The organism is Streptomyces sp. NPDC001406, assembly GCF_042895285.1.
Lineage (GTDB): Bacteria > Actinomycetota > Actinomycetes > Streptomycetales > Streptomycetaceae > Streptomyces.
Map to the genome: position 1 here is coordinate 375827 of NZ_JBIAWG010000010.1, position 13942 is coordinate 389768.

Annotated in this window: 15 protein-coding genes; 10 read left to right on the forward strand and 5 right to left on the reverse strand. The window is 70.3% G+C overall.

Going from position 1 to position 13942, the window contains the following annotated elements; all coding sequences use genetic code 11:
* Positions 1-266 precede the first annotated feature (266 nt).
* Entirely contained in the window at positions 267-944 is a 678-nt protein-coding gene (locus ACFY1J_RS25775; RefSeq protein ID WP_018566970.1) for a response regulator transcription factor, read from the forward strand.
* A 185-nt stretch (positions 945-1129) separates the two neighbouring features.
* Positions 1130-2401, forward strand: coding sequence for an ATP-binding protein (locus ACFY1J_RS25780; RefSeq protein ID WP_390709956.1), 1272 nt, complete (start codon positions 1130-1132; stop codon positions 2399-2401).
* Between the two features lie 18 nt (positions 2402-2419).
* On the opposite strand, the gene ACFY1J_RS25785 is transcribed toward ACFY1J_RS25780, so the two are convergent.
* Complete coding sequence (locus tag ACFY1J_RS25785) at positions 2420-2923, reverse strand: GtrA family protein (RefSeq protein WP_263209504.1); 504 nt, start codon at positions 2921-2923, stop codon at positions 2420-2422.
* Between the two features lie 207 nt (positions 2924-3130).
* On the opposite strand from ACFY1J_RS25785, the gene ACFY1J_RS25790 reads away from it, so the two are divergent.
* From ACFY1J_RS25790 to ACFY1J_RS25800, 3 genes are read left to right on the forward strand one after another with little or no spacing between them, the layout of a single operon-like run.
* On the forward strand, positions 3131-4270 hold the full coding sequence (locus ACFY1J_RS25790; protein WP_390709957.1) for a 5-(carboxyamino)imidazole ribonucleotide synthase: 1140 nt from the start codon (positions 3131-3133) through the stop codon (positions 4268-4270).
* A 20-nt stretch (positions 4271-4290) separates the two neighbouring features.
* Positions 4291-4794: a 5-(carboxyamino)imidazole ribonucleotide mutase gene (gene purE, locus ACFY1J_RS25795; RefSeq protein WP_390710012.1), complete on the forward strand. Its 504-nt coding sequence runs from the start codon at positions 4291-4293 to the stop codon at positions 4792-4794.
* 5 nt (positions 4795-4799) lie between these two features.
* Positions 4800-5978, forward strand: coding sequence for a dipeptidase (locus ACFY1J_RS25800; protein ID WP_390709958.1), 1179 nt, complete (start codon positions 4800-4802; stop codon positions 5976-5978).
* A 280-nt stretch (positions 5979-6258) separates the two neighbouring features.
* Here the strand turns inward: ACFY1J_RS25800 and ACFY1J_RS25805 are convergent, their stop codons facing one another.
* Positions 6259-6651: a VOC family protein gene (locus ACFY1J_RS25805; protein ID WP_390709959.1), complete on the reverse strand. Its 393-nt coding sequence runs from the start codon at positions 6649-6651 to the stop codon at positions 6259-6261.
* Positions 6652-6665: 14 nt separating this feature from the next.
* Positions 6666-7025 carry a VOC family protein gene (locus ACFY1J_RS25810; RefSeq protein WP_390709960.1) on the reverse strand — a complete coding sequence of 120 codons (360 nt, stop codon included), beginning with the start codon at positions 7023-7025 and terminating at the stop codon, positions 6666-6668.
* A gap of 141 nt (positions 7026-7166) precedes the next feature.
* Here ACFY1J_RS25810 and ACFY1J_RS25815 point away from each other — a divergent pair, with 141 nt between their 5' ends.
* Positions 7167-7673 carry a CGNR zinc finger domain-containing protein gene (locus ACFY1J_RS25815; RefSeq protein WP_390709961.1) on the forward strand — a complete coding sequence of 169 codons (507 nt, stop codon included), beginning with the start codon at positions 7167-7169 and terminating at the stop codon, positions 7671-7673.
* Positions 7674-7839: 166 nt separating this feature from the next.
* On the opposite strand, the gene ACFY1J_RS25820 is transcribed toward ACFY1J_RS25815, so the two are convergent.
* Positions 7840-9183, reverse strand: a complete 1344-nt coding sequence (locus ACFY1J_RS25820) for a UDP-glucose dehydrogenase family protein (protein WP_390709962.1) — start codon at positions 9181-9183, stop codon at positions 7840-7842.
* A 179-nt stretch (positions 9184-9362) separates the two neighbouring features.
* Here ACFY1J_RS25820 and ACFY1J_RS25825 point away from each other — a divergent pair, with 179 nt between their 5' ends.
* From ACFY1J_RS25825 to ACFY1J_RS25835, 3 genes are all read left to right on the forward strand, one after another.
* Positions 9363-10520 carry an acyl-CoA dehydrogenase gene (locus ACFY1J_RS25825; protein ID WP_390732010.1) on the forward strand — a complete coding sequence of 386 codons (1158 nt, stop codon included), beginning with the start codon at positions 9363-9365 and terminating at the stop codon, positions 10518-10520.
* Between the two features lie 168 nt (positions 10521-10688).
* Complete coding sequence (locus tag ACFY1J_RS25830; RefSeq protein ID WP_390709964.1) at positions 10689-11051, forward strand: four-helix bundle copper-binding protein; 363 nt, start codon at positions 10689-10691, stop codon at positions 11049-11051.
* Between the two features lie 70 nt (positions 11052-11121).
* On the forward strand, positions 11122-11943 hold the full coding sequence (locus ACFY1J_RS25835; RefSeq protein ID WP_390732011.1) for a class I SAM-dependent methyltransferase: 822 nt from the start codon (positions 11122-11124) through the stop codon (positions 11941-11943).
* Here the strand turns inward: ACFY1J_RS25835 and ACFY1J_RS25840 are convergent.
* Positions 11940-13259, reverse strand: a complete 1320-nt coding sequence (locus ACFY1J_RS25840; RefSeq protein WP_390709966.1) for an LCP family protein — start codon at positions 13257-13259, stop codon at positions 11940-11942. The two genes, ACFY1J_RS25835 and ACFY1J_RS25840, sit on opposite strands and share 4 nt — an antisense overlap.
* 119 nt (positions 13260-13378) lie before the next feature.
* On the opposite strand from ACFY1J_RS25840, the gene ACFY1J_RS25845 reads away from it, so the two are divergent.
* Entirely contained in the window at positions 13379-13936 is a 558-nt protein-coding gene (locus ACFY1J_RS25845) for an acyl-CoA thioesterase (protein ID WP_390709967.1), read from the forward strand.
* The last annotated feature ends 6 nt before the right edge of the window (positions 13937-13942 follow it).

Genomic DNA, 13942 nt, shown 5'->3' on the forward strand with positions numbered 1-13942 from the left:
ACAAAAGAGACCTTCAGCGTCAACTGCCCGCCAAAGGTCCCCGGTGTACTACAGGCGTTGCAAGTCACTGTACGTCAGGACAGTGCCGGATATGGAAGGACTTGAGACACGGATCACAGGTGTCGCGGGAACCACGCACCCGATTTCGAAGGTCCCTCCTAGGGTCGCACCTCTCGGCCATAGGTTCGTACCACTGTGCCCCAAGGTAAGAATCCGGCCAGCCGATCACACCCCTGCACTACGGGCGGGCGGACTACCATCACCTCATGACCCGTGTACTGCTCGCCGAGGACGACGCGTCCATCTCGGAGCCGCTGGCCCGCGCCCTGCGCCGGGAAGGTTACGAGGTCGAGGTGCGCGAGGACGGACCCACCGCGCTCGACGCCGGAATGCAGGGCGGCGTCGACCTGGTCGTGCTGGATCTGGGCCTGCCCGGCATGGACGGCCTGGAGGTCGCCCGCCGGCTGCGTGCCGAGGGCCACACCGTGCCCATCCTCATCCTGACCGCGCGGGCCGACGAGGTGGACACCGTCGTCGGCCTCGACGCGGGCGCCGACGACTACGTCACCAAGCCCTTCCGGCTCGCCGAACTGCTCGCCCGTGTCCGGGCCCTGCTGCGGCGCGGCGCCGCCGAGCCGCAGCAGCCGCCGGCCACGCACGGCGTGCGGATCGACGTCGAGTCGCACCGCGCGTGGATGGGTGACGAGGAACTCCAGCTCACCGCGAAGGAGTTCGACCTGCTGCGGGTTCTGGTGCGCGACGCGGGCCGGGTCGTCACCCGGGACCAGCTGATGCGCGAGGTGTGGGACACGACGTGGTGGTCCTCGACCAAGACGCTGGACATGCACATCTCGTGGCTGCGCAAGAAGCTCGGTGACGACGCGGCCAACCCCAGGTACATCGCGACCGTGCGCGGGGTCGGGTTCCGCTTCGAGAAGAGCTGAGCGCTGCCGCTGGGCTTGGCCGACTACGCGTGTAACGCCGTTGCGGCTTGTGCGGCGGCGCGGCTGCGGGCCGTCGGGGGCTGGTCGCGCAGTTCCCCGCGCCCCTTCGGGGCGCTGCCCCGAACCGGTGTGCGCGCATGCCGGGGGCACACTGGTCGTCGTAAAGCCACTGCCCGGAGGGCCTCGTGCGTCGTCGTCTCATTCAGTCCACCCTTGCCGTCGTTCTCGTGGTGATCGCGGTCTTCGGCGTGTCCCTGGTGATCGTCGAGACCCGCACCATCAGCAACAGCGCCCAGGAACGGGTGGACTCCGAGGCGGTGCGCCTGGCCAGCATCGTCGACAGCCGGATCCTCGGCGCGGAGAACGTCAACGCCGAGATCCTGCGCGACCAGGTCGCCAAGGAGCAGTACGCGGTGATCCGCCTCCCCGGCCGCGCGCCGATCGAGGTGGGCACCAAGCCGGAAGGCGATGTCATCCACGCCACGCAGGCCGGCGAGGAGGGCGAGACGGTCACCGTGCAGGAGCCGCGCTCGTCGGTGACGCGCGAGGTCGGCCGTACGCTGCTGATCATCGGTGCGGTGGCGCTGCTCGCGGTGATCGCCGCGGTCCTGCTGGCCGTACGCCAGGCCAACCGTCTGGCCTCCCCGCTCACCGACCTCGCGGAGACCGCCGAGCGCCTCGGCTCAGGTGACCCGCGGCCCCGGCACAAGCGGTACGGCGTGCCCGAGCTGGACCGGGTCGCCGACGTCCTCGACTCCTCGGCCGAGCGGATCGGCCGCATGCTGACCGCCGAGCGGCGGCTCGCGGCCGACGCCTCCCACCAGCTGCGTACGCCGCTCACGGCGCTGTCGATGCGGCTGGAGGAGATCACCCTCACCGACGATCCGGACACGGTGAAGGAGGAGGCGAACGTCGCGCTGACGCAGGTGGAGCGGCTGACGGACGTCGTGGAGCGGCTGCTGACCAACGCCCGCGACCCGCGGACCGGCTCCGCCGTCTCCTTCGACCTGGACGAGGTCATCCAGCAGCAGCTCGCCGAGTGGCGCCCCGCCTACCGCAGCGCGGGCCGCGCGATCGTCAGCTCCGGCAAGCGGCATCTGCGGGCCGTCGGCACTCCGGGCGCCGTCGCCCAGGTGCTGGCGGCGCTGATCGAGAACTCGCTCATGCACGGTGGCGGCACGGTCGCCCTGCGCACCCGGGTCACCGGCAACCAGGCCGTGGTCGAGGTCACCGACGAGGGCACCGGGGTGCCGGCCGACCTCGGCGCCCGTATCTTCGAGCGGACGATCAGCGGGCGGAACTCGACGGGGATCGGGCTCGCCGTCGCCCGCGACCTCGCGGAGGCGGACGGCGGCCGTCTGGAGCTGCTCCAGGCCCAGCCCCCGGTCTTCGGCCTGTTCCTGTCCCGCACGCCCCCGCTCAGGAAGCACGGCGAGGACCATCCGACGGTCCGCTAGGCAGGTCCCGCGGGAGGGCTACGGCACCCGCTGGGTGGCCCGGCGGGCGGCGGAACCCTCATCGAGGAACGACTCCGCGCTGGCGACGGCCTCGCGGGCCGGAAGCGCCTTGAAGACCCAGCTCCGGTAGGACCAGAAGCGGAACAGCGTCGCGACGCCGATGCCGATGAACTTGAAGACGTTGCTCTGCAGCGGGCTGTCCCAGCCGAAGCCGTACGTCGCCGCGTACAGCACGCCGTTCTCGATCACCAGGCCGACCACGCTGAACAGCAGGAACAGCGTGAGTTCCTTGGTGCGCCCGCTCTTGTCACGGTCCCGGTACGTCCAGTAACGGAAACCGATGTAGTTGAAGATGATCGCGACGACGGTCGCGATCACGCTCGCCCTGACGACCGGCAGGTCGGTGACGTGCCGTACCAGGTTGAACACGCCGAGATTGACAAGCAGTCCCGCGCCGCCGACGGCGCCGAACTTGGCCACCTCGCGCACGAGTCGTTGCAGCCCCGAGGAACGATGTTCCATGGTCGTGCAGGCCCCCGTCCGTAGGTTCGGTCAACCCAGCCATGCTAACCGGCGCTCTTCGGCCTTTCCTGTGGACGGGCTCACGGGTCGGCATCAGATCGGAAAGAGCCGGGGAAAAGCAGGGCAAGAGGTGGCGAAACGCAGGGTAAGAAGCCTGCTCGGAGGCGCGCAATCCGGCCGCGCCGGCACGGCCGATACCCTGGGGGCGTGACGTTCCCGGTAGTCGGCATGGTCGGCGGGGGTCAGCTCGCTCGTATGACACACGAGGCGGGCATCCCGTTGGGCATCAGGTTCAAGCTCCTCAGTGACACCCCTCAGGATTCCGCGGCACAGGTCGTGAGCGATGTCGTCATCGGCGACTACCGCGACCTGGAGACGCTGCGTGCGTTCGCGCAGGGCTGCGATGTGATCACCTTCGATCACGAACATGTACCCACAGAGCATCTGCGGGCCCTGGAGGCGGACGGTGTCCCCGTGCGCCCCGGCCCCGACGCGCTCGTGCACGCCCAGGACAAGGGCGTGATGCGCGCGAAGCTCGACGCGATCGGTGTGCCGTGCCCGCGGCACCGGATCGTGACGGACGCCGCGGACGTCGTCCGCTTCGCGGCCGAGGGCGACGGCTTCCCCGTCGTCCTCAAGACCGTCCGCGGCGGCTACGACGGCAAGGGCGTGTGGGTCGTGGAGTCGGCCGAGGAGGCCACCGACCCGTTCCGCGCGGGCGTCCCGGTCCTCGCCGAGGAGAAGGTCGACTACGTCCGCGAGCTCGCCGCCAATGTCGTACGGTCCCCGCACGGCCAGGCGGTCGCCTACCCGGTCGTCGAGTCCCAGCAGGTGAACGGCGTCTGCGACACCGTGATCGCGCCCGCCCCCGGCCTGGACGAGGCCCTCGCCCTGAAGGCCGAGGGGATGGCCCTGACCATCGCCAAGGAACTCGGCGTCGTCGGGCACCTCGCCGTCGAGCTGTTCGAGACCCGCGACGGCCGTGTCCTCGTCAACGAACTGGCGATGCGCCCGCACAACTCGGGCCACTGGACCCAGGACGGCGCGGTCACCTCGCAGTTCGCCAACCACGTCCGCGCGGTCCTCGACCTGCCGCTGGGCGACCCGCGTCCGCGCGCCAGGTGGACGGTCATGGCGAACGTCCTCGGCGGCGACTACCCGGACATGTACTCCGCGTACCTGCACTGCATGGCCCGCGACCCCCAGCTCAAGATCCACATGTACGGCAAGGACGTGAAGCCCGGCCGTAAGGTCGGTCATGTCAACACCTACGGCGACGACCTGGACGAGGTGCTGGAGCGCGCCCGTCACGCTGCCGGCTACCTGAGAGGCACCATCACCGAATGAGCCCAGTTGTAGGCATCGTCATGGGGTCGGACTCCGACTGGCCCGTCATGGAGGCCGCCGCCCAGGCGCTCGACGAGTTCGAGATCGAGTACGAGGTCGACGTCGTCTCCGCGCACCGCATGCCGCGCGAGATGATCGCGTACGGCGAGCAGGCGGCGGAGCGCGGCCTGAAGGTGATCATCGCGGGCGCGGGCGGTGCCGCCCATCTGCCCGGCATGCTCGCCTCGGTCACCCCGCTGCCGGTCATCGGTGTCCCGGTCCCGCTGAAGTACCTCGACGGCATGGACTCCCTGATGTCGATCGTGCAGATGCCGGCCGGTGTCCCCGTCGCCACCGTCTCCGTGGGCGGCGCCCGCAACGCCGGTCTGCTCGCGGCCCGCATCCTCGCCACGCACGACGAGGAACTCCTCACCCGTATGCGGGAGTTCCAGCAGGAACTGAACGACCAGGCGACCGAGAAGGGCAAGCGCCTGCGCGCCAAGGTCGAGGGCACGAGCGGCTTCGGCTTCGGCTCGGGGAAGTGACGGCGATGGCTTCACCGGAGGAAGCCCGGGCACTCCTGCGGGAGTTCCCCGTCGTCGACGGCCACAACGACCTGCCCTGGGCGCTGCGCGAACAGGTCCGCTACGACCTCGACGCCCGGGACATCGCCGCCCACCAGAACGCCCATCTGCACACCGACATCCCGCGGCTGCGCGAGGGCGGGGTCGGGGCGCAGTACTGGTCGGTGTACGTCCGCTCGGACCTGCCCGACGCGGTCCCGGCGACCCTGGAACAGATCGACTGCGTACGACAGTTGATCGCGCGCTACCCGGACGACCTGGCGCCCGCGCTGACCGCCGCCGACATGGAGTCCGCGCGCGCCGAGGGCCGCATAGCGTCGCTCATGGGCGCGGAGGGCGGCCACTCGATCGCCAACTCGCTGGGCACGCTGCGCGGGCTGTACGGCCTCGGTGTCCGCTACATGACCCTCACCCACAACGACAACAACGCGTGGGCGGACTCGGCGACGGACGAGCCGAACGTGGGCGGCCTGTCGTCCTTCGGCCGTGAGGTCGTGCGGGAGATGAACCGCCTCGGCATGCTCGTCGACCTCTCCCACGTGGCGGCGACGACGATGCACGCCGCGCTGGACACCTCCGTCGCCCCGGTGATCTTCTCCCACTCCTCGTCGCGTGCCGTCTGCGACCACCCGCGCAACATCCCGGACGACGTGCTGGAGCGCCTGCCGGTCAACGGCGGTGTCGCGATGGTGACGTTCGTACCGAAGTTCGTGCTCCAGGCGGCGGTCGACTGGACGGCCGCGGCGGACGAGAACATGCGCGCCCACGGCTTCCACCACCTCGCCACCACCGCCGAGGCGATGAAGGTGCACCGCGCCTTCGAGGAGAGCAACCCGCGTCCGGTCGCCACGGTGTCGACCGTCGCCGACCACCTCGACCACATGCGCGAGGTCGCCGGCATCGACCACCTCGGCATCGGCGGCGACTACGACGGCACGGCCTTCACACCCGACGGCCTCAGCGACGTCTCCGGCTACCCGAACCTGATCGCGGAACTCCTCGACCGCGGCTGGTCCAGGCCCGACCTCGCCAAGCTGACCTGGCAGAACGCGGTACGGGTACTGGGCGCGGCGGAGGACGTGGCCCGAGACCTCCAGACGACACGCGCACCGTCCAACGCGACCATCGGAGAACTGGACGGCTGATCGCCTAGGGGGGCGGGCCGGCCCGGTTCGTCCGGCCGCCCCGCCCCTACCGGGACGTCGTACTCCGCGGTCACCGACCCCGATGCCGGGCCGGGGGGCCTCGGGCGGGCCGTCGACCCGGCCGCCCTCCGGTGCAACCCGAGGTGCGAGGTCATCGACGCCCGCCACTGCGGCCGGATCGCCGTCGTCCCGGACCCGGCGGACGCCGCCGCGCCTGCTGCGCGGGATGAACCGGTTCGGCGCGTGCTCACCGACGTCTCCGGCGTCGCCGGACGGCCGGTCAGGGGCGGACGATGCGGCACAGGCAGAACGGATGCCCGGCCGGGTCCGCGAACACCCGGAAGTCCTTGTCCTCGCCCTCCTCCAGGTCCAGTGGCCGGGCACCCAGCGTCAGCACCCTCTCCCGCGCCGCGTCGACCTCCTCCCAGGTGGACCCGGCGTCCAGGTCGAGATGGAACTGCTGTGAGTTCCGGTCCGCGCGCGGCCACTCGGGCGGGGTGTACCCCGGTGCCCGGTTGAAGGCGAGCCGTGGCACACCGGGTGCCTCCAGGACGACCCAGTCGTCCTCCTCGACCCGGGGCGTGCCGCCCACCACCGCCGCGTAGAACCCGGCGAGCGCGACCGGGTCGGGGCAGTCGACGACGACGGAGCGGAAGCGGGCGACCGGCTCCATGGACTCCTCCTGGCTCAGCTGAGGCACAGACAGAAGGGGTGCCCCGCCGGGTCCGCGTACACACGCCAGGTGCGCGAGCGGTCCGCCGCGTCCAGTGGCTTCGCGCCCAGTTCCAGCACGCCCTTCTCGGCCGCGTCCAGGTCGGCCACCACCAGGTCCAGATGGAACTGCTGCGAGCCGTCGGACGAGGGCCACTTCGGCGCTACGAACCCGGACGACTCCTGGAACGCCAGCGCCTGCCCGCCGGACACCTTGAGGTCCACCCACTCCCCCTGGTCCTCGATGGTGCCGCCGAGCACCCCGGCGTAGAAACCGGCGAGCGCGCGTGGGTCGGGACAGTCCAGGACGACGACGCCCAGCTTGGCGAGAGCCATGACTTCCTCCTCGAAGCGAGTGACCAGGGAAAGGGGGTCACCTGTGTTACCCATAGAAGCGGGTAACCAGTAACCGTTACCTCATGCTCCCGCATCGGAGGTAACGTCGCAAGGGAATTCGTGAGAGGTAGCGTCACGGCCATGAGTGAGAGATCGCCCGCCCCCGGGGGCCTTGCCCTGGTCGAGTCCCTGGTGAACACGCTCGACCTCGAATCCGGCGGCGACTCGCTCGACACGCCGGAGGGCCGGGCCCGCTTCGGGCTCACGCAGGACGAACTGCCCGGCGCGCGCGAACTGCGTGAGTCGCTGCGCGCGACGCTGCTCGCCCATGCCGGACACCCGCCGCACCGCGAGGTCACCCCGCTGGGCGAGCTGCTGGCCCGTGCCCCGCTGTATGTGGCGGTCGACGAACGAGACGGCTCCGCCGCCCTCGCCCCCGCCGACGGGGCCCCGCTGCTGTCCCGGGTCGCCGCGGCCGTCGCCGAGGCGCTGGTGGCGGGCACCTGGAACCGGCTGAAGGCCTGCGAGGCCGTGACCTGTCACTGGGCGTACTACGACCGCAGTCCGGCCGGCCGCGGCCGCTGGTGCTCGATGCAGGTGTGCGGGGCACGCGCGAAGATGCGCCGCTACCGCGCCAAGGAGCAGTGAAGAGCAGTGGCCGAAGGGGCGGTACCCACAGGGCGCAGTGCCGAAGGAGCGGCAACCCACAGGTGGTTCATCGGCCATCCAGTGGTCCCGTGGTGCAGAATGCAACAGGACGCCGGTTCGGCCGACTGAGCCTCGGCCGAACCGGCGTCACCCTGTCTGCGGGGACTCAGGCGGTCGGACGCCCCATCGCCCGGTACGTCCACCCGGCCCGCCGCCAGTGCTCCGGGTCCAGGGCGTTGCGCCCGTCGAGGATCACCCGGGCCGCCGCGACCTCGCCCAGCGCCGCCGGGTCCAGCTCGCGGAACTCCCGCCACTCGGTGAGGTGCAGCACGACGTCGGCGCCCCGGACGGCGGTGAGCGCGGAGTCGGCGTACCCCAGCGTCGGGAAGACGCGGCGGGCGTTGTCCATGCCCTTCGGGTCGTACACCGTGACCTGACCGCCCTGCAGATGGATCTGGCCCGCCACGTTGAGCGCGGGCGAGTCCCGGACGTCGTCCGAGTCGGGCTTGAAGGCGGCGCCGAGGACCGCGACCCGCTTGCCGAGGAAGGAACCCCCGCCGAGCGCCTCCCGGGCCATCTCCACCATCTGCCCGCGCCGGCGCATGTTGATGGAGTCGATCTCCCGCAGGAAGGTCAGCGCCTGGTCCGCGCCCAGCTCACCGGCGCGCGCCATGAACGCCCGGATGTCCTTGGGCAGACAGCCGCCGCCGAACCCGATCCCGGCGCGCAGGAATTTCTTGCCGATCCGGTCGTCGTGCCCGATGGCCTCCGCCAGCTTGGCGACGTCGCCGCCGGCCGCCTCGCACACCTCCGCCATGGCGTTGATGAACGAGATCTTCGTGGCCAGGAAGGAGTTCGCGGAGGTCTTCACCAGCTCGGCGGTCGGGAAGTCGGTCACCACGAACGGCGTGCCCTCGCTCATCGGCGTGGCGTACACCTCCCGCAGCAGCTTCTCGGCCCGCTCGCTGCGCACGCCGACCACGATCCGGTCCGGGTGCAGGGTGTCCTCGACGGCGAAGCCCTCTCGCAGGAACTCCGGGTTCCAGGCCAGCTCGGCGTCGGCACCGGCGGGCGCGTGCTCGGCCAGGTAGGCGGCGAGCCGGTTTGCGGAGCCGACGGGCACGGTGGACTTTCCGACCACGAGCGCGGGGCCGGTCAGATGGGGGGCGAGGGAGGCGACGGCGGCGTCGACGTACGACATGTCCGCCGCGTACTCGCCGTGCTTCTGCGGGGTGTTCACACACACGAAGTGGACATCGCCGAACTCGGCCAGCTCGGCCCAGTCCAGGGTGAACCGGAGTCTCCCGGAGGAACCCTCGATACCGGCGACATGCCTGCGCAGCAGCTCGTCGAGCCCTGGCTCGTACATCGGGGTCTCGCCGCGCTCCAGCATCGCGATCTTCTCGGGCACGACGTCCAGTCCCAGCACCTCGAAACCGAGTTCGGCCATGGCCGCGGCGTGCGTGGCGCCGAGGTAGCCGGTGCCGATCACGGTGATCTTCAGGCTCATGGAGTGCTCCAGATCGGGTACGTCGCAGGTGCGGAGCCGAGCATAGTCGGGCCGCCCACCGGGCAATTTCCCGGCTGTCGCCAAGCTCACGTAGGCGCGTCGTGGGCGGCCCTTTAAAATTTGAGTTACTTAACGGTAATTAGCGTCAGTATCACTGCGTCTTTGGAGCGTGAGAGACCGTGGCCGGATCGGCTGACTTCGACCTGTACCGCCCGTCCGAGGAGCACGACATGCTCCGCGACGCCGTCCGTTCGCTGGTCGAGGCGAAGATCGCGCCGTTCGCCGCCGCGGTGGACGAGGAGGCACGCTTCCCGCAGGAGGCACTGGACGCCCTGGTCGCGGGCGACCTGCACGCCGTGCACGTACCGGAGGAGTACGGCGGCGCGGGCGCGGACGCCCTGGCCACCGTGATCGTGATCGAGGAGGTGGCACGCGCCTGCGTCTCCTCCTCCCTCATCCCCGCGGTGAACAAACTGGGTTCGCTCCCGGTGATCCTCTCCGGGTCCGAGGACCTGAAGAAGAAGTACCTGTCGCCGCTGGCCAAGGGCGAAGCGATGTTCTCGTACTGCCTCTCCGAGCCGGAGGCGGGCTCGGACGCGGGCGGCATGACGACGAAGGCGGTCCGCGACGGCGACCACTACGTCCTCAACGGCGTCAAGCGCTGGATCACCAACGCCGGCGTCTCCGAGTACTACACCGTCATGGCGGTGACCGACCCGTCCCGGCGCACCAAGGGCATCTCGGCCTTCGTCGTCGAGAAGTCGGACGAGGGCGTCTCCTTCGGCGCCCCGGAGAAGAAGCTCGGCATCAAGGGCTCGCCGACCCGCGAGGTCTACTTCGACAACGTCCGCATCCCCGCCGACCGCATCATCGGCGAGGAGGGCACCGGCTTCGCCACCGCGATGAAGACCCTGGACCACACCCGCATCACGATCGCCGCCCAGGCGCTCGGCGTGGCGCAGGGCGCCTTCGACTACGCCAAGGGCTATGTCCAGGAGCGCAAGCAGTTCGGCAAGCCGATCGCCGACTTCCAGGGCATCCAGTTCATGCTCGCCGACATGGCCATGAAGATCGAGGCCGCCCGCCAGCTGACCTACGCGGCCGCCGCCAAGTCCGAGCGCGGCGACCGCGACCTCACCTTCCAGGGCGCGGCCGCCAAGTGCTTCGCCTCGGACGTGGCGATGGAGGTCACCACGGACGCGGTCCAGCTCCTCGGCGGCTACGGCTACACGCGGGACTACCCGGTGGAGCGGATGATGCGCGACGCGAAGATCACGCAGATCTACGAGGGCACGAACCAGGTCCAGCGGATCGTGATGGCGAGGAACCTGCCGTAAGCGGCAGTTGCAGGAGTTCGAGGAAGGCGCCCCGCGGGGCGCCTTCCGCTCGTCGGGTGCAAGGAGCCGTCGGGGGAGCCGTCGTACGAATGGCACTACCCGGCGGTCGGGCGTAGGACGGAAGCACACGGGGCCCGCCCAGGGCCCCTCTCCCTCTCAGGAGGAGCCATGACCCAGCCCGGAACCATGAGCGCCATGAGCAAGGAGATGCAGGACTGCGTCCAGGCCTGCATGTCCTGCCACGCCACGTGCGAGGAGACGATGAGCAACTGCATGCAGATGGGCGGCCAGGCCCAGATGCAGATCATGCGCGCGCTCATGGACTGCTCCGAGATGACCCGTATGTGCGCGGACATGATGATGCGCCGCTCGCCCATGTCCGCCGAGATGTGCGCGATGTGTGCCAAGGCGTGCGACATGTGCGCCGAGGCGTGTATGGCCATGCCCGACGACCCACAGATGATGCGCTGCGCGGAGGCGTGTCGCCGCTGCGCCGAGACCTGCCGCACGATGGCGGGCGCCCGTATGTGACGCCGGCCCGACGCCGCTCAGGGGCACCCCCGCCGGGTGCCCTTGATCGCTTGTGCGACAGGCTGTGCCCATGGGGATCTCGTCCGATGCGACCGCTGCCTTCGACGCCGCCGAACGCGCCATGTGGGAGGGGCGGGCCGCGGCGTACGCCGACAGCTTCGGCCGGCTGTGCGCGCACCCGGTCGACGTGCTCTTGGAGGCGGCGGGGGTGACCGAGGGGACACGGGTCCTCGACGCCGGCACCGGGACGGGTACGGCGGCCCTGGCCGCGCTGGGGCGCGGGGCCCGGGTGTGTGCCGTGGACGCGGACGCCGGGATGGTGGCGGCGGCCCGGGAGCGCGGCATCGACGCGCGCGTCGCAGTCCTTCCTGAACTGGCCTTCGCCAACGGCGAGTTCGACGCCGTCGTGGGCAACTTCGTCCTCAATCACGTCGGCCGCCCGCGCGCCGCGCTCGCGGAGCTGCGCCGGGTGCTGAAGCCCGGCGGGCGGATCGCCCTGACGCTGTGGGGCGCGCGCCGCGGCGCCGGTCAGGAACTGCTCGGCCGGGCCTGCGCCGAGGGCGGGGCCGTACCGCCCGCACACCTGCCCCGCCTGGACCCCGCCGAGGACTTCCCCCGGACTCCGGAGGGCCTCGCGAAACTGCTGGCGGAGGCCGGCTTCACCGACGAGGGCGCCACCGAGCACACCTGGAACCACCGGACCACGGTGGAGGAGTGGTGGGGCGGAGCGGCCGGCGGGGTCGCCACCGTGGGGCTGGTCGTGACGTCGCAGGACGCGCGGACGGTCGTACGGATCAGGCGGGCGTACGAGCGACTGAGCGCCGAATACGCCGATGGGGAAGGGCGCCTGGCCCTTCCCCATGTGGCGATCCTCGCGGCCGGTACGGCCTAGTTGCCGGAGACGGTGACCGGGTCGTCGTTCTTCAGCTCGTCCACCAGCGTCTTCACCTTCGCCTTGTCCCAGACGAGGTTGCCGCCCGAAGAGCCGGAGATCGGCATGTTCATGGACTTGCCGTCACCGCCGCTGACGCCCTTCATCGCCCAGAACATGGAGGCCAGGTCCCACAGGCTCATGTCCTTGTCGACGGTCAGGGAGTCCAGGCCCGCGCCCATGGTCGGGTAGAACTTGAAGGGGTTCAGGACCGTCGAGGGCGTGGCCACCTGGTGGGCCAGGGCCGACAGGAACTTCTGCTGGTTCTTCGTGCGCTGGAGGTCGCTGGTCGCGAAGGCGTGCCGGGTGCGGACGAAGGCGAGTGCCTCCTCGCCGTTCAGCGTCTGCTTGCCGGCCTTGAAGTCCGCGCCCGAGTACTTGTCCTTGAAGCCCTTGTCGATGTCGATCTCGACGCCGCCGACGGCGTCGACTATGTTCGCGAAGCCGGCGAAGCCGATCTCCACGTAGTGGTCGATGTGCAGGCCGGTGTTGTACTCGATGGTGCGCACGAGGAGCGTCGGGCCGTCGAACGCGTACGCCGCGTTCAGCTTGTTCGTACCGAGCGGGCCCCTGATCTTGCCGGACTCCGAGCCCTGGAACTTCGGAATCGTGACGTTCGAGTCACGCGGCAGCGAGATCAGCGTGTCGCCGTTGTCGCCGACGTGCAGGATCATCATCGAGTCGGTGCGCTGGCCCTGGGCGGAGCCGGTGTGCAGCTTCTTCTTGTCCGCGGACGACATGCCCTTGCGGCTGTCTGAGCCGACGATGAGGTAGTTGGTGCCCGAGCCCGTTTCCGGCCGGTCGATGACCTTCGACAGGTCGACGTCGCGGTGGAGCTTGGAGTCGGCCCAGAAGTAGGTCGCCACGGATGTGACGACCAGCACGGTGGCGAGGGTGATCGCCGTCCACTTGAGGCGCTTGCGCCAGTTCGGCCGCGGCCGGTACTGGCCGACGTCCGGGTCCATGTCGTTGTCGTTGGGGACGAAACCGCCACCACCACCGCCGTACACCTGGCCGGTGTTGTAGCCGCTGTCGTAGTCGTCGTAGCCGTCGTCGTATCCCTGGCCGTCGACGTACGACGGCTGCTGCGGGACCCCGGCGCCGTACGGCGGCGCCGACCGGCCGCCGTTGCCGTACCCGCCCTGCCCGGGCGGGGTCGCCGGGCCGCGCCGGACCTGGCGCATCACGCGGGCGCCCTCGGGGTGCGCGCTGGCGCTACCGCGTCCGTACCGGTTGCCGCGGTTTTCGTCGGACCATGCCTCGGGCCAATCGTTCATGCGCCCCAGTGTGCAGTGCGTGGCCGTGTCCCTTACAAGGGTCATCGGAAAATCAGGGCCGTGCTGTTGCGAAGCTGACACAAATTCCCCGAATGTCACTTCGGCATAAGGTGGGGGGCATGACAGACCAGGTTTCCCCCGCAGACGCGGAAGGAATGGACATACCGGGCAAGCCCACCTCGGCGTCCCGCACCACCCTCAGCCACATCATGACCCACAACGACACCAACCTGCTGGGCACGGTGCACGGCGGCGTGATCATGAAGTTGGTGGACGACGCGGCGGGCGCCGTGGCCGGGCGCCACTCCGGCGGCCCCGCCGTCACCGCGTCCATGGACGAGATGGCGTTCCTGGAGCCGGTGCGCGTCGGCGATCTGGTCCATGTGAAGGCACAGGTCAACTGGACCGGCCGGACCTCGATGGAGGTCGGCGTCCGGGTCCTCGCGGAACGCTGGAACGAGTCGGCCCCGCCCACCCAGGTCGGCTCCGCGTATCTGGTCTTCGCGGCGGTCGACGAGGACGGCAAGCCCCGCCGGGTCCCCCCGGTCCTCCCGGAGACCGAGCGCGACAAACGCCGCTACCAGGAGGCCCAGATCCGCCGCACCCACCGCCTGGCCCGCCGCCACGCGATCAAGGAGCTGCGCGAGAAGCGCGCGGCACAGGGGTACGAGGACTGACCGGCC